The organism is Indolivaga macrotermitis (assembly GCF_900128985.1).
Lineage (GTDB): Bacteria > Bacteroidota > Bacteroidia > Bacteroidales > Dysgonomonadaceae > Dysgonomonas_A > Dysgonomonas_A macrotermitis.
In genome coordinates this window covers 272,047-292,928 of sequence record NZ_FQUC01000003.1, presented here as the reverse complement: position 1 = coordinate 292,928, position 20,882 = coordinate 272,047, and the positions used below count along the sequence as shown (strand labels likewise).

At 37.4% G+C, this 20,882-nt stretch carries 15 protein-coding genes; 10 read left to right on the top strand and 5 right to left on the bottom strand.

Annotation, left to right across the window (positions count from 1 at the left end):
- Position 1: 1 nt before the first annotated feature.
- A complete protein-coding gene (locus tag BUC12_RS06750; RefSeq protein ID WP_062177680.1) occupies positions 2 to 1,222 on the top strand; it encodes an aminotransferase class V-fold PLP-dependent enzyme in 1,221 nt (406 codons plus the stop codon).
- A 186-nt stretch (positions 1,223 to 1,408) separates the two neighbouring features.
- On the opposite strand, the gene BUC12_RS06745 is transcribed toward BUC12_RS06750, so the two are convergent.
- Positions 1,409 to 3,247: a RagB/SusD family nutrient uptake outer membrane protein gene (locus BUC12_RS06745; RefSeq protein WP_062177677.1), complete on the bottom strand. Its 1,839-nt coding sequence runs from the start codon at positions 3,245 to 3,247 to the stop codon at positions 1,409 to 1,411.
- Positions 3,248 to 3,293: 46 nt separating this feature from the next.
- A complete protein-coding gene (locus tag BUC12_RS06740) occupies positions 3,294 to 6,383 on the bottom strand; it encodes a SusC/RagA family TonB-linked outer membrane protein (protein ID WP_062177853.1) in 3,090 nt (1,029 codons plus the stop codon).
- Between the two features lie 729 nt (positions 6,384 to 7,112).
- On the opposite strand from BUC12_RS06740, the gene BUC12_RS06735 reads away from it, so the two are divergent.
- From BUC12_RS06735 to BUC12_RS06700, 8 genes are all read left to right on the top strand, one after another.
- Positions 7,113 to 8,141 carry an endonuclease/exonuclease/phosphatase family protein gene (locus tag BUC12_RS06735; RefSeq protein ID WP_062177674.1) on the top strand — a complete coding sequence of 343 codons (1,029 nt, stop codon included), beginning with the start codon at positions 7,113 to 7,115 and terminating at the stop codon, positions 8,139 to 8,141.
- A 54-nt stretch (positions 8,142 to 8,195) separates the two neighbouring features.
- Positions 8,196 to 9,470 (top strand): nucleoside permease, encoded by a 1,275-nt coding sequence (locus BUC12_RS06730; protein WP_062177671.1) that lies wholly within the window; start codon positions 8,196 to 8,198, stop codon positions 9,468 to 9,470.
- 12 nt (positions 9,471 to 9,482) lie between these two features.
- Positions 9,483 to 10,163, top strand: coding sequence for a 16S rRNA (cytidine(1402)-2'-O)-methyltransferase (rsmI, locus tag BUC12_RS06725; protein WP_062177668.1), 681 nt, complete (start codon positions 9,483 to 9,485; stop codon positions 10,161 to 10,163).
- 112 nt (positions 10,164 to 10,275) lie between these two features.
- Entirely contained in the window at positions 10,276 to 11,148 is an 873-nt protein-coding gene (locus BUC12_RS06720) for a Cbp1 family collagen-binding glycoprotein adhesin (RefSeq protein ID WP_062177665.1), read from the top strand.
- Positions 11,149 to 11,269: 121 nt separating this feature from the next.
- Positions 11,270 to 11,965, top strand: a complete 696-nt coding sequence (locus tag BUC12_RS06715; protein WP_062177662.1) for a YjjG family noncanonical pyrimidine nucleotidase — start codon at positions 11,270 to 11,272, stop codon at positions 11,963 to 11,965.
- 12 nt (positions 11,966 to 11,977) lie between these two features.
- Positions 11,978 to 12,631: an alpha/beta fold hydrolase gene (locus BUC12_RS06710; protein ID WP_062177658.1), complete on the top strand. Its 654-nt coding sequence runs from the start codon at positions 11,978 to 11,980 to the stop codon at positions 12,629 to 12,631.
- 157 nt (positions 12,632 to 12,788) lie between these two features.
- The gene (locus tag BUC12_RS06705; protein ID WP_062177655.1) at positions 12,789 to 13,616 is read left to right on the top strand and encodes a formamidopyrimidine-DNA glycosylase; all 828 of its coding nucleotides are present in this window, start codon (positions 12,789 to 12,791) and stop codon (positions 13,614 to 13,616) included.
- A gap of 59 nt (positions 13,617 to 13,675) precedes the next feature.
- Entirely contained in the window at positions 13,676 to 14,776 is a 1,101-nt protein-coding gene (locus tag BUC12_RS06700) for an acyltransferase family protein (RefSeq protein WP_062177652.1), read from the top strand.
- A 93-nt stretch (positions 14,777 to 14,869) separates the two neighbouring features.
- Here BUC12_RS06700 and BUC12_RS06695 read toward each other — a convergent pair whose 3' ends face one another.
- Complete coding sequence (locus BUC12_RS06695) at positions 14,870 to 15,451, bottom strand: DUF4923 family protein (protein WP_062177649.1); 582 nt, start codon at positions 15,449 to 15,451, stop codon at positions 14,870 to 14,872.
- 242 nt (positions 15,452 to 15,693) lie between these two features.
- Between BUC12_RS06695 and BUC12_RS06685 the strand changes: the two genes are divergently transcribed.
- Complete coding sequence (locus tag BUC12_RS06685; RefSeq protein ID WP_062177643.1) at positions 15,694 to 16,080, top strand: hypothetical protein; 387 nt, start codon at positions 15,694 to 15,696, stop codon at positions 16,078 to 16,080.
- Positions 16,081 to 16,571: 491 nt separating this feature from the next.
- Here BUC12_RS06685 and BUC12_RS06680 read toward each other — a convergent pair whose 3' ends face one another.
- On the bottom strand, positions 16,572 to 18,401 hold the full coding sequence (locus tag BUC12_RS06680) for a zinc metalloprotease (protein ID WP_139262015.1): 1,830 nt from the start codon (positions 18,399 to 18,401) through the stop codon (positions 16,572 to 16,574).
- Positions 18,402 to 18,446: 45 nt separating this feature from the next.
- Positions 18,447 to 20,231, bottom strand: coding sequence for a zinc metalloprotease (locus BUC12_RS06675; RefSeq protein WP_062177638.1), 1,785 nt, complete (start codon positions 20,229 to 20,231; stop codon positions 18,447 to 18,449).
- Positions 20,232 to 20,882 lie beyond the last annotated feature (651 nt).

The window sequence follows — 20,882 nt, the reverse complement described above, 5'->3', positions numbered from 1 at the left end:
TATGTCATTAGATATAAACAAAATAAGAAAAGACTTCCCTATACTTTCGACAGAAATATACGGGAAGTCGCTTGTATATTTCGACAATGGGGCGACAACACAAAAACCCCAGTGTGTGATAGATAAAATAGCTGAAGTATATTCAACTATTAATGCTAATATCCACCGGGGGGTGCACCACCTAAGTCAGGTGGCTACAGAACAAACCGAAGATGCCCGGAAGATTGTGCAAAGATTCATTCACGCCCAACATTCTCATGAAATCATATTTACAAAAGGCACAACCGAAAGTATTAATTTGGTTGCTCACAGCTTTTGCCGCCAGTTTTGTAAAGAAGGGGATGAAATAATCGTAAGTGCAATGGAGCACCATTCCAATATAGTTCCATGGCAATTACAGGAAAGCATTACGGGAGTAAAACTCCGTGTGATTCCTATAAATGACAAGGGCGAGATTATTTTGGATGAGTTCGAAAAACTTATTTCAGACAAGACGAAGTTAGTGTCTATTACCTATGTCTCTAACGTGATGGGAGTTATTAATCCCGTAGAAAAGGTAATAGAAATAGCTCATAAGCATAATATCCCTGTACTGCTTGATGCAGCTCAAGCTGTTCAGCATATTGAGATAAATGTGCAGAAGTTGGATTGTGATTTCTTGGTATTTTCCGGTCATAAAATATATGGTCCTACCGGTACCGGTGTTCTTTATGGAAAAGAAGAGCTACTAAACCAAATGCCGCCTTATCAGGGAGGAGGCGAAATGATCGGTAAAGTTTCATTTGCTAAAACAACGTTCAATGAGTTACCTTTCAAGTTCGAAGCAGGTACTCCTAATTATGTTGACTACATAGCATTAGGTACAGCCATAGAATACATAGAGTCTTTGGGTATAGCAAATATCAAAGCCTATGAAGACGAACTTCTTGCATATGCTACAAAGCGCCTGTCTGATATAGATGGACTAAAAATATTCGGAACTTCTGAACACAAAAGTGCGGTTATTTCATTTCTTGTAGGAAATATTCATCATTATGATATGGGTATGTTACTTGATAAGATGGGAATTGCAGTACGTACCGGACATCATTGTGCCGAACCGCTAATGGATGTTCTGGGTATAGAAGGAACTGTAAGAGCTTCGTTTGTTTTTTACAATACACACGAAGAAGTAGACCGTTTGGTTGAAGGTATAAAACGAATTGTAACTATGTTCGGCTAAAATCTGCTTTTTGTTAATGATAAAGATGCGATTTTTGTTAAGTGAATAATAATTACAAAACGCTATATATAAAAAAGAAATGCCATTTTCTAATCTCTATGTAGAGGCGAGGGAATGGCATTTTCAATGTTCAGATGTATTAATCCTGTCGATTAACAAATCCTGAAGAATATTACTGATTCAAGGTTAATATCCGGGATTCTGATAATATGCTCCGCCACCTTCAAGTACTTCGGTATAAGTAGTCGAGATAGGACGTAAAGCATACTCAGCCTTAAAGAATTTAGCAAGATCGGGATGTGTCGTTTTCAAATAGTTCACATCCTTTAGCATACCTGTTCTTTTCAGGTCATAGAAGCGATTGTACTCGCCACACAATTCGCGTCCGCGTTCGTCGAGAATAGTACGGATAGTAGGTGTACCTGTCAGGCTTTTGGCTCCGGCTCTGGTTCGTATCTTATTTATATAGCCTAAAGCCGACGATCCGCCGTTGACATATAGGTCAGCTTCGGCTGCAATAAGATAAACTTCAGCCATACGCATAATAAATGTCGCATTGAGGTTTCCGTTCCGTTTATTACCAGCATTGGCCACAAAATAGTTACTACTATTGTGTTTGGTCAACGATGGATAAAATACATTAAACAAGTTCTCCGAAGTACCGTTAGAGTTATAGCCGGCTGTTGGATTCTGATAAATATAAGTCATATTTATGTTCTTTGCCGCATCGTTATATACATCTTTATAGTCGATAGTAAGATAAGGACTTGTATGTTTCGCCTTCGACTCGGTGGCATAATCGGCATCTTGTGGCATAATAAATTTAATGGCCAAATCTCCTACCGCCAAACTTTTACCTTTAACGGCTGCTACTTTATCAAATCGATTCACGGAACTTTCATCCCACGAGTAAACGGTATTTGCATCCCATTCGGTCTGGAACGATTCGTGGAAACGCGGATCGAGAGTTCCGTCTTCCTGCACGAATAATTCTAACAAATGTTGTGTAGGCATAAATATTCCGGGCTGATTACCACCCCAAAGAAGACGGGTAGCCTGATCGTCGATACGCGCACCGAAATTGGTTACTTTACAGTAGAAATATTCATTGTTACGGTTCAGCTTATAGTTTCCGTTACTCGAACCATGTCCATCAGATCCGGCATACCAGCGATGCTTCCACAGAGCTTCTTTATTTGTCCAGTTATTCGATTCTTTAAATACATCGGTATACTGCTCATACATATAGGCATTGTATTGCGCCCCACCCGACTCGGCATCCTGTATCAGCATTTTGGCATATTCGAGGGCTTTGGCCGCATACTCTTTTCCGGCATCATACTCTATTGTTTGCAGGCAAGCTTTCGCCAAAAATCCGAGAGCTGCTTTTTTAGTCGGTTTTGTCGTATTATCATCTCCTTTAGGTAACCATTTGAATGCAAATTCGAGATCGGGGATAATTACCTCCTTGTATATCGTAAGCGGGTCTGTCCGGTCGGGATGGAAGTTCATTCCTGTTGCAGGTTCGGTTATCATAGTTACCCCTCCGAATTGTTCCACGGCATTGAAATAATATACCGCACGCAGAAAGTAAGCCTGTGCCACAACTGCATTCCGCTCCTCTTCAGTCTTATATGGTGGCTTATTAACCAGCGAGATAGCTACATTACATGAGCCGATACCATCGTAAGTACCATTCCACCATCCATTAGTATAAGTGGTATTGGGTGCTGCTCCGGCAAAATACCAGAACCACTGAGTCCACGTTGTAGACAGATTGCCCTGATATGTCCATAAATCGGTTCCCCCTTCTGTCAATGTCATCCAGTTATCGGTTCCGTAGAAATAACGCTGCATCGAGAAATAACATTGATTGATCAGCGATTCGTACCCTTGAATTGTTTCAGCTGTAATCTCCAGAGTAAAACCGGCCGGATTCTCTTCTTCAAGTGAACAAGAAGGAAGGCAAAGGCCAGATGCCAGCATTACGGCTAATAATATATTTTTATTAAATATCTTTTTCATATTGGATTTCTTTTATTAATGAGTTAAACAAACATACGGTAATGCCTTAGAATGTGAGATTCACGCCAAATACAAACTGCTTGTATAGGGGGAACGAATCAGAGCCCTTTGTTTCGGGATCAGTACCTCTCAGTTGTTTGTCTTTTACATAGATAAACGGATTATAAGCTGTGAAATAAAACCGGCAGCGATCCATCAACGCTACTTGCGATATTCGCAGGGGCAATGTATAACCTAACGTGATGTTCTTCACTTTCACGAACGATCCGTCGCGGTATTGAAGTGAAGGCATATAAGCGGCTTGCTCATCGCCGCTACCTGCTACCGGAAAGTAAGCTCCCTGATTAGTTTCCGTCCAATAATCGGCACCCGATATCTGATTATTATTATCGCCTATCTTAGCATTATACCAACCCATCAGGTTACTTTTAACTGTTTGTCCGTAACGTGCCATCACAAAAACAGACAGATCGAAATCTTTGTACCGGAATGTATTGTTGAATCCGACAATCCAATCGGGATTTGAATGTCCGAGCAAGTAACGGTCTTTCTCGCTATATTTATGTACACCTTCGTCACTAACGCCGTCCACTATCTGCGGATTGGTCGCCAGTATAATCCAGCCGGGTTTCACGCCATAAGCTTCGAGTACCGATGCCGGAGTATCAGATCCCCAGATACCCTGATACTTATAATCATAGAAACTACCGATAGGCTGGCCTTCGAATAGATTTTCGGCGACCAGATCACCGCTAGGTAACGATTCTATTTTTTCTTTGCTCCATGTAAATGTTAAGGTCGAGTTCCACGTAAAATCATTGGTACGGATATTACGCGAATTAACTGTCAGTTCTATTCCCTTATTACTGGTTTCAGCTATATTTTCCCAGCTTTTCAGAGGTGATCCCCAACCGGTCGCACCGCTGGTAATAGGCATAGTACGCATAAACAAGAGGTCTTTGGTTTTGGTATTAAACCATTCGAATGCCGCATCGATACGGCCGCCGAATAACGTAAAGTCTAGTCCGATGTTCATATTATACGATTTTTCCCAGCCCAAACCTTTACTTCCGTATGTACCTGTGTATTGAGTGAACGGTACATTTTTACCATCAATAGAAATTCCGGCCGACGAGTAAGCATAGGCATTAGTTTGCGTACTGTAAGGGGCTACACCTCCCGAGTTCCCGGTTACTCCATAGCCAAATCTGAGTTTCAGGTTATCAAGCCAATCTTTGGTATTTTCCATAAACGATTCTTCCGAAATACGCCATGCCAATGCTCCGGCAGGGAATACATCCCATTTCTGTCCGTCGGAAAACCACGATACCCCGTCCCAACGACTCGATACTGATAATAAGTATTTACTCTTATACGAATAATTAAGACGGCCGACGTATGACATCTTTTGAGACTGTATGTAGTTTGATTCCACTCGAGCCGATGTTCCGGCTAATAAACGGTAAAAACTCCATGAGTCGAGGTTTTGTCCACTGGCTTCTGCTTTATTGTCTTCATTCGTCGTTTTTTCCCACGATGTTACAAATGTAGCAGTCAGGTCATGGTCTTTATTGAAAGTATGATTATACGTTACAATATTATCCCACATATAATTATAAGTATATGTATTGGTCACTCCGGCATGAGGTGTTCCGGCATAAGATGGACGGTTGGCATTGGCCTTAGCTCCCCAATACTGCCCACGTCGCGAATTGGTAAGTCTGGCACTTGCTACCGATTTCAACATCAATCCTTTAATTGGAGTCAGCTCAAGATAAGCACTCGGATTAATATATGTATATCGGGTATTGTCTACAAATTGGTTAGGTATAAAGTCACCCAATGGAGTATAACTGTCGGTTGCATACTCGTAGTTAAGGTTACCTTCAGCATCGTACATGTCTCCTAATGGAAATGCAGCCAGTGCTTTTGTAAAAGTATTTTTTACACCTGCATTGGTCAGGCTATGTGTCAGGTTAGAGATAAAACCGGCTTTTGCCCATGGAAATATCTCCTGATCTACGTTCAGGCGCATGGCATACCGATTCAGGTCTTCGTTTTCGAGCAACCCTTTCTGCTGCTCGTAAGATGCCGAACCGAACACTTTTGTTTTGGCATTCCCACCACTTACTGATAGATTATACTTTTGCATGGTAGCTGTATTGCCCGAAAGCTGATCCACCCAGTCTATCCATTTTCCGGCATTATATGCAGCCAACTTATCGGCATCGGTCAAAATCGCGCCCATATCGGCCGGATATTGTCCGTTTTTATATTTATAAGCTTCGCGTCTGTAATTTGTCCATTCATCTCCTGTCATACCATGATAAAATTCGGGTGTTCCGCTGAATCCGTAATAGGCATCGAAATTGACAATAGCTTTACCTTCTTTTCCTCGCTTAGTAGTAATAATAACAACCCCATTGGCTCCTGCCGAACCATATATCGCAGTCGATGATGCGTCTTTCAAAACATCTACACTTTCTATATCCGATGGGTTAATTTGACTATATCCGTCCGAACCCGAAATAATACCGTCAATAACGAATAAAGGTTCGTTACTTCCGTAAATAGATCGGTTACCACGCAAGCGAATATCAACTTTCTGACCGATCTGTCCGGTCGATTTATTAATATCCATTCCTGATATTTTACCTTGCAAAGCCTCCATAACGTCGCTTGTGGGAGCTATCACAATATCTTCGTTCCTCACCGATGATACTGCACCTGTCAGGTCTTTTTTCTTCACAGTACCGTAGCCGATTACGATAACCTCATCGAGATTTTCCGAATCTTCCTGTAAAGTGACCGAAATAGAAGTGCGATTGTTTACAGCTATTGTCTGTGGCAGATACCCCAGATAAGACACTTTCAGCACTGCATTAGAAGAAACCGACAAGACGAATTTTCCGTCCAGATCGGTTGTTGTTCCCTGAGTCGATTTTTCGACCGCAACCGTAGCCCCGATAATGGGCTCGCCTATCGGATCGACTACCGTACCCGATACATTAATTTGTTTCTGCGCTTGTGCCTGCAAGGCAAAAGCAAAGCAGCATAGAAGAATGAATCCCATTTTCCTGTATAAGCCTTTCGTGGCAGGCTTACGTTTGATTGGTTGTAGATTAGCACTTTCCATAAAAAAATAATAATTAAAAAGGTTAATGAATAGATTTTCAGGCTTCGATTTTTTCATAAATATGCAAGAACCCTATTACGGGATAAGTTTTTAATAGAGCAAAACCAATGTTTATTGATTCCACTCGTAATAAGTGAAAGCTAGAGACCAAAATTTTCAGGGTAAAAAATCGACAAAAAAGGGGTGTTTCATCGATATGCTGTACACTGATTTTATTTAATAGGTTAATTTTTTTATTCAGCACGAATATCTATACTGGTCTATACTGTGCTGAACTCTGCAAATCTACAATAAAATCAATTTATTCTAAAAAAGAAAAGTGTGTTTTTAAACACATATCTAAAAAAATGTTATAATCCTGAAGAAAGAATAGACAGCTAAGGTGCAGTCGAGTATTGTAGTATATACGATTTGTTTAGACACGAGATTTGCAAATCCATATTTTGCCATAACTTTCATTTATTTATATTATTCCTATAACTATTTATAAATAAATACGAGTTGATTATATTGGGGTGTGATTTCAGCAAGGGGTTCGTTCCAAGAAAGAAGGTGGGTATTAAAGAGTTTCTATTCTTTGAGGATGTTTATACGACTTTTTTAGTAACTTCGTGATTTCTCAACTGTACTATTTATGAATAGATATCATAAATAGTCGTTTTTTATTTATTAAATTTGTACAATCCATATTGCAGAATTGCAGTCCGGTGTATTTAATATGATAAATTAATGATAAAAAAACTTCTTCTGATATTTTTTGCCTGTGTAGCGATACACGTTTCCGCACAGACTTCAGGAAATGAGATCTATCCGGTCGCATTCTACAATGTAGAGAATCTTTTCGATACCCAACGCGATTATACCATACAGGATGAAGACTTCACCTCTGAAGGAAAATACAAATGGACTGAAGACAGATATAAGCAGAAATTGAATAATCTGGCGGAAGTAATCAGTCAATTGGGGCGTGAACAGAATAAAGACGGTTTTGCCATTCTAGGAGTAGCCGAGGTCGAAAACCGTAAAGTAATGCAAGACCTGATCTCTAAAACAAAACTTTCGCAAACTAACTATCAGATAGTACATCAGGACTCACCTGATGCCAGAGGTATAGATGTAGGCCTTATATACAATCCGAAATATTTTAAAGTAATATCTTATAAAGTTTATCCTTTCACCATTCCCGGAAGCAGCCAAACCCGTACACGCGATATCCTTGTTGTCAGCGGATTATTGGCAGGAGAACCTTTCAGTGTACTGGTAAACCATTGGCCTTCACGTCGTGGCGAAGATTCTTCTCCTTTAAGGGAAAGGGCTGCTAGTATCTGTAAACACATCAGTGATTCTATATACAAAGCGAATCCGGCTGTGGCGATTGTGATCATGGGTGACATGAATGATGACCCTAAAGACAAAAGTACCAGCATAGCTCTGGGAGCTAAAAAAGAGATGAACCAGGTCAAAGCCGGAGGTTTATTTAATACATTATGGAAAATACATGAAAGCGGAAAAGGTACATTATGCTACAGAGGAGAATGGAATCTGTTCGATCAGATTATTATATCCGAAAGCCTTTTGAAAACAGGTAAAAGTAATCTTTCTTATATAAAATCGGAAATTTTCAGCCGTGACTATTTGTTTCAAAAATCGGGTAAATACCAAGGCTATCCGTTGCGTACTTTTTCGGGAACTAACTTTCTGAATGGTTACAGCGACCACCTTCCTACCCTTATTTACCTCAAAAAAGGAAAAAAATAAGAACCACCTCAATCATAGTTCAAAAAATATTACATAATAAATATACCATTGCTTATGAATAATACTGTTAACCTTAAGTATCGCCTTATTATAATGAACTTCTTACAGTTCTTTGTATGGGGTTCGTGGCTTATCTCACTTGGTGGTTACCTTGGTGCAGAACTTCATTTCGAAGGCGGACAAATCGGAGCCATATTTGCGGCTATGGGTATAGCCTCTTTAATTATGCCCGGACTCACAGGAATCATTGCCGATAAATGGGTCAATGCCGAACGTTTATATGGTATTTGTCACTTATTAGGTGCTGTGTTCTTATTGTATGCTTCTACAGCAACCACTTATCAGGAAATGCACCTGGCAATGTTACTGAATCTGATGGTGTATATGCCCACCCTGTCGTTAACTAATACTGTATCTTATAATGCTTTGGAAAAAGTAAATATGGATGTAGTAAAAGACTTCCCTCCTATCCGTGTTTGGGGTACGGTTGGTTTTATTCTGGCTATGTGGACTGTAGACCTTACCGGATTTAAGCATTCTAACGCTCAACTATATGTTGCTGCCTGTGCTGCTCTGATTTTAGGGTTGTATGCATTTACATTGCCTAAATGCCCTCCTGCTAAAACAGAAAATAAAACCGTTTTATCGTCATTCGGGTTGGATGCTTTAATCCTTTTCAAAAAGAAGAGAATGGCTATATTCTTTTTCTTCTCAATGTTATTGGGGGCTGCATTACAAATAACCAATACCTACGGAGATTTATTCTTAGGTAGTTTTAGAGACATCCCGGAATATGCCGATTCATTCGGAGTGAAACACTCTGTAATACTTTTATCGATATCGCAGATATCCGAAACATTATTTATACTCGCTATACCATTTGTACTCCGTAGGTTCGGAATCAAAACAATAATGCTAATGAGTATGGTGGCTTGGGTATTGCGCTTCGGACTCTTCGGACTCGGTAACCCGGGTGACGGGCTGATATTATTTATCTTGTCAATGATTGTCTATGGTATGGCGTTCGACTTTTTCAATATATCGGGATCGCTATTTGTCGAAAAAGAAGCCGATCATAAGATAAGGGCAAGTGCGCAAGGTCTGTTCTTTATGATGACTAATGGACTTGGAGCCATTATCGGAGGCTATGCCAGTGGTGCTGTTGTGGATCATTTTTCAGAATATGCTTCAAACGGGCAGGTTCTGAGCCGCGATTGGCCAACCATCTGGTATTGTTTTGCCGGATATGCTCTGGTTATAGCTGTCTTGTTTATATTTTCGTTTAAAGGAAAATCAGGCGACAAGCAGACCAATACACAAGAAGCGTAATAAACATCGAGGATGGCAACAGGCAAGCTATACATAATACCGACTCCCGTAGGAAATCTGGAAGATATGACTTTCAGGGCAATACGTCTGTTAAAGGAAGTAGACCTGATATTGGCTGAAGATACACGTACAACCAGCTTTCTGTTAAAACATTTCGAGATTGTAAATAAAATGCAATCGTATCATAAATTTAATGAACACAAAGCAATAGCCCATATTGTAGACAGGTTGAATGCCGGAGAAAACATCGGGCTCGTATCAGACGCCGGAACTCCCGGTATTTCGGATCCGGGTTTTCTTATCAGCCGTGAGTGTATCAAAGCAGGGATAGAGGTTGAATGTTTACCGGGAGCTACAGCTTTCGTTCCGGCACTGGTAACCTCGGGGATACCTTGTGACAAATTTTACTTCGAAGGTTTCCTTCCACAAAAGAAGGGACGTATGACTCGTTTACAGGCTTTAGCTGAAGTCACAACTACCATTGTGTTATACGAATCGCCTTACAGGGTTGTAAAGACATTTACACAACTTGCCGAATATTTGGGCGGAGACAGGCAAGCCGCAGCTTGCCGCGAAATATCGAAAATGCATGAAGAGACTGTTCGCGGAACTTTGCGTGAACTGGTGAATCACTTCACCGAAAAGGAGCCGAGAGGTGAATTTGTCCTAATAATTGCAGGAAAAGATCAATAAATTAGAAAAAAGAAAGAGCTTTAAATAAAAAAAATTAATTTTGCTGAGGTTCTTTAAAACTTATTTCTAGTATTGAATGTTAATTAGAGAAAGTCAAAAAAAGTATATAGTTATGAAAAAAGTAATTTTAGGATGTCTTTGTATTGGAGTTTTAGCATCATGTAATGTGAGAAACTCGGATGAATATAAAGCTCTGCAAGCCGAAAGAGATTCTTTATTACAGGTATCAAACAAAGATCAGACGGATATTTCTGAGTTGATGTCGATTATAAATGAAGTTGAGAACAACTTTAACCAAATAAAAGAAGCTGAAAAATACCTGACAGTTCAGTCCAAAGCTAAAGGAGAAATGTCTTCTGATACCAAAACCCGGGTTACTGAGAATTTTCAGATGATCAATGATATTCTGAAAAAGAACAAAGCTGATATCGAAGCACTGAATAAAAAACTGAAAGGTGCAGGCGGACAAGCTACTCAACTGAAACAAACCGTAGACCGGTTAACTGCTGAATTAGAGCAACGCAGTGCTTCAATTATCGAACTTCGTGATGCTTTAGCTACGAGAGATGCTCAGATTGCATCCTTAACAGGAGCTGTAGAACAGCTAAATACCAATGTTCAGGATCTTTCCGCTCAAAATGTGGAGCAAGCTAATAAATTGAAGGAACAAGAAAAAGCCCTGAATACAGGTTACTACATATTCGGAACATCTAAAGAATTGAAAGAAGCAAAAGTTGTTAGCGGAGGATTCCTCTCTTCGACTAAAGTTTTGAAAGAATCGATTGATAAATCAATATTTATTAAAGTCGATATCCGTGATGTAAAAGAAATTCCTGTTTATGCTAAAAAAGCAAAAGTATTGTCCGATCAGCCAAAGGATAGTTATACTATTGCTAAGGATGCTAATAATCAGGCTATAATAAAGATAAACGATTATAAACGTTTCTGGAGCTTAGGACAGTTCTTAGTTATTCAGGTTGACTAAAAAAATGAAGATTTTTAGATAATACGGACACTGGTAAGGATAACTCCCTTACCAGTGTTTATTTTTAAAGTACAGGTATAACACAATAAATAAAATTTACTTTCCAGATACACTCACACCAATGAAATATTCAACCATTTTTTTCGATTTAGACGATACTATCTTAGATACTCAACAAAACAGTAAGGATGCCATAAGTGAGATTTATACCGATTATAAATACGATAATTATTTCCCGACATTCGACGATTTTTATACCAGATACCAATCGGTGAATCTTCATCTTTGGGACTTATACGAACAGAATCTGATAGGAAAAGACCATCTCATGTCGGAGCGTTTTTCCAAAACCCTCGAAGGATATACGGATATAACCAAAGAACAGTCTTTAGATATCAATCAGGACTTTATGGGAAGAGTTTCGTCCCGTAAAAATATAATTAACGGCGCTAAAGAAATACTGGATTATTTACAGCCGCGATATAATATGTATGTACTTTCTAATGGTTTTCAAGAGGTACAAGACAAAAAGATACATAATGCCGGAGTCGGACATTATTTTAAGAAAGTGATATTATCCGATCAGGTTGGTAAGAATAAGCCCCACCCTATCATTTTCGATTATGCATTGCAACAAGCCGGTGTATCAAAAGCGGACTGTATTATGATTGGCGATAATATTAATACGGATATTATCGGAGCAAAGAATTCAGGAATGGACCAGGTGTGGTTCAATCCTAAAAAGGTAGCCGACAGTAATGGTATCTCACCCAGCTATACTATAGAATCGTTAGACGAACTTCGTTGTATTCTTTAAAACCTCTAGTAGATGGAAATAAGAGTAAATGATATTACACTCCATTATACAAAAGAAGGGAATGGCCTGCCCATCATCCTTTTACATGGTAATGGCGAAGATCATCATATTTTTGATGCTTTAATCCTGAAATTGAAAAATGACTTTACAGTATATGCTATCGATAGCCGTAATCATGGATTAAGTTCTAGAACAACTGATTTCGGGTACGAGATTATGGCTACTGATATTATCGGTTTTATCCGGAATGTTGGTTTACAAAAGCCATCGATCATTGGCTTTAGCGATGGTGCGATCATCAGTCTACTAATAGCTCTGCAAGATAATTCGATATTCAATAAAATTGTCTTACTGGGAGTAAATCTTAAACCCTCTGATTTTAAAGAAGAGAATCTGGAATGGTTAAAAACCGAATACAGAAATACAAATGATCCATTACTCCGGTTGATGCTGGAAGAGCCTAATATCGAATTAGATTCATTGAAAAGCATCTCTAACCCGACATTAGTTGTCGCAGCAGAGGACGATCTTTTCAAAGAACAACTATTTCACGATATTACAGCAATAATACCTAATGCACAATTGAAAATTATGAATGGATACGATCATGCCGGATATGTAATTGATCAGGATATTCTATATAATGATCTGATCGAATTTCTGTAATAAAGGTATGTGTTCTTCTTACTGGCTTTATAATGGAAAGTTAATAAGATAACCACATTTCTTTCTATTGTTTGTATTATTTCATTTAAAGCATATTTTCGGAATATTATTTTGGCATTGTTTCTTATATTTGTCATAAATCTAAAACAACTAACAAATGCTTGAAATACCTGAATCTACAACAATAGCACATCAAGCTGAAAGTATTTTATTAGATAAAATTATATCTAAAGTTGTATTGGCGACTAGCCCGCATCGATTTACATGGTATCATGGTAACCCCGAAGCATATTCGAAACTATTGGTAGGAAGGCAAATAGAGTCTGCTATCGGGCATGGAGCCTTCGTAAGCCTGCTCTGTGACAACAACATCCGTATCGCTATAAGTGACGGTGTGAATATGAAATACTATCCTGCAATAGAGCCTCATCCGGGAAAACATCAATTGTTGATCGAATTTGAGGATAAAACTTTTCTTGCATTCACTGTTTCGATGTACGGTAGTATCTTAGCATTTGAGGGAGACTTAGATAATCCCTATTATAGTGGTAGTCTGGCTAAAATATCTCCGCTAGATGAACACTTTGACGAGATTTACCTTAATAGCTTATTTAAGGACACCACAAAAGATTTATCTATTAAAGCATTGTTAGCCACAGAACAACGGATTCCGGGTCTGGGTAATGGCGTTTTACAGGATATACTATTCAAAGCCGGGCTACATCCAAAGAGAAAAATCTCAACAATCAGCGATTTAGAGAAAAGCGACTTGTTCCACTGCCTGAAATTTACGTTACAAAATATGACCGATAAAGGAGGTCGTGATACTGAAAAAGATTTCTATGGTAATAAAGGGGGCTACGCATGTATTTTATCGAAAAATACATATAAATCTCCTTGTCCGAATTGCGGAGATACAATAATCAAAGAAGCATATTTGGGCGGAACCGTTTATTATTGCCCAAGTTGTCAGAAACTTACCTGATATTACAAGTCATAACCCTTTAAAAGTCTGATCTCTTTAGTAAGAATAAAAAACAACTAATGCTTAAACTTGGATATATAGATGCCCTTAGAGGATGGGCTGTAATAGGTGTTTTATTAGTGCATTGTCTGGGATACGGAAATGAGATCTATCCTTCAATACTAAATGATATAGCGGAGAATGGCGGGCGTGGTGTACAACTCTTTTTTATTGTAAGTGCATTTACTCTATTCCTTTCATTAAGCCGGAGGAATGATAAGAATACAAATATTTACCGGGGATTCTTTATCCGGCGTTTTTTCCGTATAGCCCCAATGTTCTATCTGGCAATAATATATTTTACCATAGAACGATATTTTTGGGGAGTGCTTACACCTGATATACCTCCTGAATTAACAAGCTCATCCATTATTTCTACATTTTTCTTTGTGCACGGATTTAATCCTTATTGGATAAATACAGTAGTGCCGGGAGGCTGGACTATTTCCGTCGAAATGGTCTTTTATTGTTTGGTTCCATTCCTATTCATGAAAATAAAGAATATGAATCAGGCTTCTATATTTATTTTGATTACTATACTCCTGCAACATGTAATTACCAATCTGTTAAAAGTATATCCTTTTACTGATGACCCAACTTTAAACCAACATTTTCTATATTATTATCTGCCCAATCAGTTACCGGTATTTGCTTGTGGTATATTCATGTTTTTCCTCATCACTGTACCTAAAAAAGAATGGAGTATCTCTCCTTATGTGATTGTCCTGTTCGCATTAGGAGCTTTATTACAAATAACAACGGGAAGGGAACTATACTCAAATCACGTTATATACGGAATAGCCTTTGTTTTTCTGGGATATGCGCTTTCTCTCAAAGAAATAAAACTCTTTGTAAACCCTATAACCAGATATTTAGGAAAAATAAGTTTTAGTATGTACCTGATGCATTTTGTCGTGTTACATTGGATGGCAAAATGGAATTTATTGAACTTTGTTGAATCTTCGGGATCATTTCTCACCAGTAATCTAAACTTTGGAATCAGGTTTGTCATATTATTATTTATGTCTGTGCTATTGTCATCTATTTCATATAGGTGTATCGAAAAGCCCTTTCTTGAATTAGGGCGAAAAATAATACGAAGAATAGAAAGCACCGTTTAAATTGCGAGTATCTTCGTTTTATTGAGTTTCGTAAAAAAAAGAAAGAACCACCTTTCAATGATTCTTTCTCAATAATAAGAATTTTACTTTTGTTTATTGCTTCTTAAGCTCCATTCCCACCATCATACCATCATACGATTTTAATATCGAATTCAGGCTACTGACGGCAGATATGCCGGTATGACCTCCTATGAATGTTATCATAGACAGGAATCCATTTGCTTCGAACAATAATGAAACACTATCACCCGATCCCGACAATTTTGCTTTTAAAGGAACGTGGTTCAGATATTTCAATGTTATATATTTAGTATTACTATCATAGGTATATTTACCACTCATCTTTTTGCCTCCTGTAGTATTTGTAAATGTACTATCGGCATTAAATGTAAAAACTGTTACTCCCGCCTGAAAACCAATATTGTTCAATTGATCATTGATTTTTTTATCTAAACTTGCAGCAGCGACTTTTCCTCCCGCTTTTTTCAATAAATTGTCTGATTCAAACTGAACGACTGCTCCTTGGTATACCCAGGTACCTTCGAGATCCAGAGACGAGAAATGATTAACTGCCGATTTAAATATCTTTGAAACAGATTGAGCCTGCATAGTGTTTACTGCTCCCGTGAATAGGAATATACATGCCATCAATAAATAAAAACGATTCTTTTTCATGTTCTTTTATTTTCTTTACTACTTTGAAGTATATAACAGTTAACTATTGCAATAGATTTATTTCGGATAACACATTTACAATATTTAACTTTTAAAATATTCTCTATTTTCTGCATAAGTATCCGTACTAAGCCGTGTTTCGTCTCAGAAATACCACGTTTCGTCTCAAATTCCCCTATTTTATTGTATAAAACCTCTAACTTAGCATAGAGAAAAAATACAACATCCAAACCAAGATTAAGATGAGCAAGATTATTATTTCGGGTAAAATTACAGCTATTAGTCTCTTACTTCTAGGAATTATCCATGATATAGCAACTTTTACGCCCTTGATACAGGAGGGTCTAGAGTGCCTGTCAAAACCAGATCTGGATGCAATGGTTTATATGAGCCTGATCTGCGGTACATCGCTAATCTTGAGTGGTGGACTACTATTCACTCTTTTGAATAAAGCCGATAGGTTTACTTGGGTAAGTACTCCTATATTATTTATCGGATCATTTCTTTGTTTAAACGGAATACTGTCTGTTTTCTATATGAGTGATAATCCTTTTGCCTGGATAACCTTTATATTGGGAATAATATCGTTAAGTATTTCTATACTAATAAAACGAGAATCCGTAAGATAGACTGATCTGTTATCTATTTGCTTGATTAATTATAATTGATATTAAAGTTTATAGAAAGAACCTCTTTTCAATGATTTTTTCTTTTTCAGTTGCTGGAACCCGATCCATGTATGATATCCTTATTGATCGGAAAGAATGTGAGCAACTGGTCAGCTCCGTCAATCATTCACCTTAAAAGAAGTACGAAGGGAAAATATTACTGGATAAGAGCAGTGAAAAACAAGATCTCGAAGTCCAGATATATTATTCGACACAGATCGCATTTGCTATGGGGAGAGTTTAATTATTTTACTGCCATCATCCGACAGGACAAAACCAAAGTATAAAGGTACCGGAACGTATAGTAATTGAATTTAAATTTTATGAAAAAGTTATAGCTAAATATGACTATGTGTTCGGAAAACTTTCTAAACCCTAACCTTTAACAAAAGAAAAGCCCACCAAAGCTCTTAACATGAACTATTGGAGGGCTTAAAATTGATCCTATATTTTTATTGGATGCTAATAGAAGCTCTTATTCGTGCTGCTTCTGCCTTAATCGAACTCCATGAGTCGATCACAATCATATCATCCTTAATAAAGCTACGCAAGGCAATTCCCCTCTCCAAACCTATTGGCAGAATAGTAAGGCCTGTTGCACTTTGTGCTGGCTTTTTTGCAACTACCTGATCATTTGCTTCATCAATGTATAACTCATAACCACGTTCAGTAGCTGTCATCTGTCTACAATACCTAGCCTGGCAGAAATGATACAAATACTGATTAACAACAAGCCCACTTATATCTCCAGCATAAAGCATCCTGCCGTCTTCTCTCATCTGCAATCCAAGTCCATATCCGAATGAATAATGTTGACCACTATCATCGGGTTCGTTACCTTTGAAACCCAGAGGAGTCAGATTCAATTGAGATGTATTACTAGAGTTGGAGATATACGGAGAACCAAAAGTCAGATTTTGATCAGCGATCGAATTGCTACTTAGTTTTTTTACTGCATCTGTGTTCGCAAAAGTAAAGTCTATAAAATCTTTGTACATATTGCCTGTCTTAATCGGCATTTGTCCTATCAGTTGAAGAACATCATTTTTATCAGGCAAATTAAATCCTTGAATCTCAGTTCCTCCTTTGATTGTATAGAACTTGAATTTATCTTTATAAAACTTAGCTTCTTGATAACAATTAGTCCACGTTCCGAAAACATCCTCGAATTGCTTTACTGTATAGACATTATTTGTTCCAGTTACTGTATTTATTTTCGCTTGGGTATGATTCATAAATTCATATAGGGTAGACCAAAGATTCCAATATTTGAGTTTCAGATTCTCTGCTGTCCAAACATATTCCCCGACTTCTATTGTCTTATATGTTTTTTCAATATTACCCCATGCCTGCTGTGTTTCAGTATCGAAATTCCAACCTAAAAGGCCATATCCACCATTTTCTCCGGTAGGAATAACAAGATATACACTTCCTTCGGCACCAGGTACATACTCTGGTCTTGGATATATAGAAGCGATAAACTCTTTATCCATGTCCGAAAGCACAGTTATATATCTATTAGTTCCCGTTGTATTATCTGAACTAGCAGCTAAATGCGAAGGTATAAATAGATTCATTATTGAGTTTTCGTCGTACACAGGTGTACTTGGATTAGCTTGTTTTGTATTGTATAGCTTTAATATATAGGAGTCAATAGCATCTTCAGTCCATCCAAAAGGTTTGAAATACGCATATGTTTTAGTTTCATCTAATTTTAGAGCTGCATTCGGTCCCTGATGTTCATATAATAGACCAAGCATATGACCGAATAGCCTTAGAACAACTCCTGAAAAGTCTTCCGTATTTAATTCGGCAGCACTGTTCTCATCATTTAAGAGTATATTCATTGTAGGCTCGTCTGTACCCCAATAGTCCCAACATTCAGTACCTAAAGATGACCAGTTTACACGATCTCCATTGTATTTGAAGCCTATCTTAACATCTGCATCTAATATATCTGTCGTATAGACAAATTTTAGATTAATAAGTTTCTGCCATTCCTGTGCAATCTCTTTCACTTTATTCTGAGCAATCGTACTCCCATTAAGGAAGGCAATGTTTATTATTGAATAATTATCCCACCGATAATTTTTATTAACAGACGCTCTTGTTTCAATACCCGATTGAGTAGTTGGTTTTAATGCAAATACATAATTATTTTTTAAATCAGCTGCTATGCCACCTACATCGGTACTTCCGATAGTTTCCAAATCCTGCGAACAAGATGTGCCTAACAATAGTGCCAACATAGAAAGCACTACGAAAAAGAGTTGTTTTTTCATTTTTCTTTAATTTTAATTGTGTTTAAGTAAGTTTGTTGCCTGTTTTTACCAGTTGTTTTTAGTGAGATCTGATACGTTTCCAGCCAGCCTTACTATGTCCGAAACTGTATATACAGGTGAAGGATTATCTAAAATATATTGCACATAAAATCCTCGAATATAACCTTTTGCCAATTCTGAATATCCAGATGGTACAGCTTCTGTTAGTGCAAGTTTCTTTATATCCGTTTGAGCTCCATTAATATATAGTTTATAGCCAAGTTCTGCATCTGTTAGTTTACGGCACCAGCGAACGTTGAACCAATGATAGCTATATGGATTTTTAGTATCCAGATAATCATGTATGTATACATTCGATTCTTTTGTATAATAACCAACTGTATAGAACAAATGATATATATCGCCGATAACTCCGGGATGCGGATCATCTACTCCATTGTTCCAATTTGTAGTACCATTAAGCTTTGCTCCGCCAGGCATCATATTAAAATCATAAATATCAATATTGTCACCAGTCATAAACCAATAAGTTCTATATGGACCACCTGTAGGATCTGAAATATTAAATGCAAGAGGATTGTCATTTAATTTTGGACTTAAGGCAAAACGGACATCAGCTTCTCTCAGAACTTCGTCTGTACTGACAGAAAAAGGACACATAGCAAATAGTTGTTGAAAATCTACAGCAGAGGGTAATTCCCAATTTGATGCGATAGTATTTTGATTTTCAAACATTTTACCGTTTTGTGACATATAATCTACGCTTGCCCTACAATAATAAATACCGTAGTATCTCTCAAAATCTGCGATATTTATCTGATACTGCGATATATCCAGACGTGCACATGGCAGGTATTTATCCAAACGCGCCTGTGTTATGGGATAACTATTTTCCCAAGCTCCGGGAACCTGATGGTAAAAATTGTTGTTTACCCAATAATATTCACCAACACGAACTCCTGTATATTGATAGTTGGTAGTACCATTATCCTGTGTATATTTAAGATTTACTGTGTGAGGAATCTCAATTGGTTTTCCGGAATAAAGTGTACTAATAAATTCTTTATCCATTTCCGATAACTTGGAATTCCATTTCGACCCTTTTCCATCTGTTGTCAAAAAATCAGGAAAATATAATAACATAATAGATTCATCGTCAAACTGGGAATAATTGGTTTGCGAAGTATTGTAAATTGTTAGAAGGTTATCTATCTGAGCACTAGTCCATGCTTGTGCCAAAAAGTAATTCCTGACACGTGCGACATTCCAGTTGAATTTCGAATCAGGGCCTTGGTGTTCAAATACAAGCCCTAATACATGTCCGAATTCTCTTAAAATAATAGCAGCAAAATCTTCTGAATTAATTTCGTTTGAATCATTCTCATCAAATAACATAATATTCATAGAAGGTACATTCTGTGCAATACTTTTACAATCGATTCCTATCGAAGACCATGATACCTGCTCATTATTCCAATGAAACGCAATCTTAACATCTGCATTTTCGGATGAATCTACATACTCAAATTTCAGGTTTGCGTAATTAAGCCACTCTGCAGCAACCTCTTTTACTTTATTTTGTGCGAAACTACTGCCATTCAAAAACTTGATGCGAATCGTAGATCCGCTGTTCCAAGTCTTACCATTCAGAGATGTTGCCCTTGTAGTAAGTAAATTGTTTTCCAAATCCGTTATGTAGGCAAAAACATATTTTGCTCTATTAGAAGCTTGCGTTTCCGAAGATTCTTGAGCATACCTTTCATCTGCATCTGCACAGGAGATTAATAATGCCAGAGTGAACAGCACCATAAAAAATGGATTCTTCTTCATTTTAGTAAAGTTTAAATTTGTGTTTTATGCAATAAATGCACTTTGAAATTTTGTAAATATAGATCGATTATTGATCTCTATTCTTTTAATATAATTTTCTACATTAGCACACTGTTATGTAAAAGCTGCCATAAAAAATAATTAAATGAATAAAGATAATACCACTATTTTGTGTTGTCGAAATCTTTGTCTGATTAAGTAATTATAGTTTTGTAAATCGTCTTACAATATTAATAAATAATAAATAAATTCCAAGTTTTTTTTCTGTTTTTCTCATAAAACAACTTCATAATAAACTTTTTATAAAAAAGTTATTCGTATTCTCTGAGTGTATTATTCAACTCTACGCTGTAAATGAGAAAAGATAAAATAGAAGTCCTGATTCAATATTATTTTAAACTAAAAAACATAAAGACTGGAATCTAGTCTATCCCAATTTTTCTCCTCCTTTCTGTTGATCTTTTCTATGGGCTTGAATATAGACATCTGTGGCGCTTATTTGCCTTATGCTATTTTTAGAAGTCCATCTAAGATAGTCAATTTAGCAATAAAGAGACTAAAAAAATAAAGAACAGGAGATGGGATTTTTAGTAAAAGCTCAGGGATGGGTTATTATGATATTGAAAAATCTTTTGTGGCTAAAGGGAGCCA

Coding starts and splice junctions, on each gene's coding strand:
- BUC12_RS06715 (WP_062177662.1), top strand. CDS start 11,270: ATGAAATATTCAACCATTTTTTTCGATTTAGACGATACTATCTTAGAT.
- BUC12_RS06750 (WP_062177680.1), top strand. CDS start 2: ATGTCATTAGATATAAACAAAATAAGAAAAGACTTCCCTATACTTTCG.
- BUC12_RS06720 (WP_062177665.1), top strand. CDS start 10,276: ATGAAAAAAGTAATTTTAGGATGTCTTTGTATTGGAGTTTTAGCATCA.
- BUC12_RS06680 (WP_139262015.1), bottom strand. CDS start 18,401: ATGAAAAAACAACTCTTTTTCGTAGTGCTTTCTATGTTGGCACTATTG.
- BUC12_RS06685 (WP_062177643.1), top strand. CDS start 15,694: ATGAGCAAGATTATTATTTCGGGTAAAATTACAGCTATTAGTCTCTTA.
- BUC12_RS06695 (WP_062177649.1), bottom strand. CDS start 15,451: ATGAAAAAGAATCGTTTTTATTTATTGATGGCATGTATATTCCTATTC.
- BUC12_RS06735 (WP_062177674.1), top strand. CDS start 7,113: ATGATAAAAAAACTTCTTCTGATATTTTTTGCCTGTGTAGCGATACAC.
- rsmI (WP_062177668.1), top strand. CDS start 9,483: ATGGCAACAGGCAAGCTATACATAATACCGACTCCCGTAGGAAATCTG.
- BUC12_RS06710 (WP_062177658.1), top strand. CDS start 11,978: ATGGAAATAAGAGTAAATGATATTACACTCCATTATACAAAAGAAGGG.
- BUC12_RS06740 (WP_062177853.1), bottom strand. CDS start 6,383: ATGGAAAGTGCTAATCTACAACCAATCAAACGTAAGCCTGCCACGAAA.
- BUC12_RS06705 (WP_062177655.1), top strand. CDS start 12,789: ATGCTTGAAATACCTGAATCTACAACAATAGCACATCAAGCTGAAAGT.
- BUC12_RS06730 (WP_062177671.1), top strand. CDS start 8,196: ATGAATAATACTGTTAACCTTAAGTATCGCCTTATTATAATGAACTTC.
- BUC12_RS06700 (WP_062177652.1), top strand. CDS start 13,676: ATGCTTAAACTTGGATATATAGATGCCCTTAGAGGATGGGCTGTAATA.
- BUC12_RS06675 (WP_062177638.1), bottom strand. CDS start 20,231: ATGAAGAAGAATCCATTTTTTATGGTGCTGTTCACTCTGGCATTATTA.
- BUC12_RS06745 (WP_062177677.1), bottom strand. CDS start 3,247: ATGAAAAAGATATTTAATAAAAATATATTATTAGCCGTAATGCTGGCA.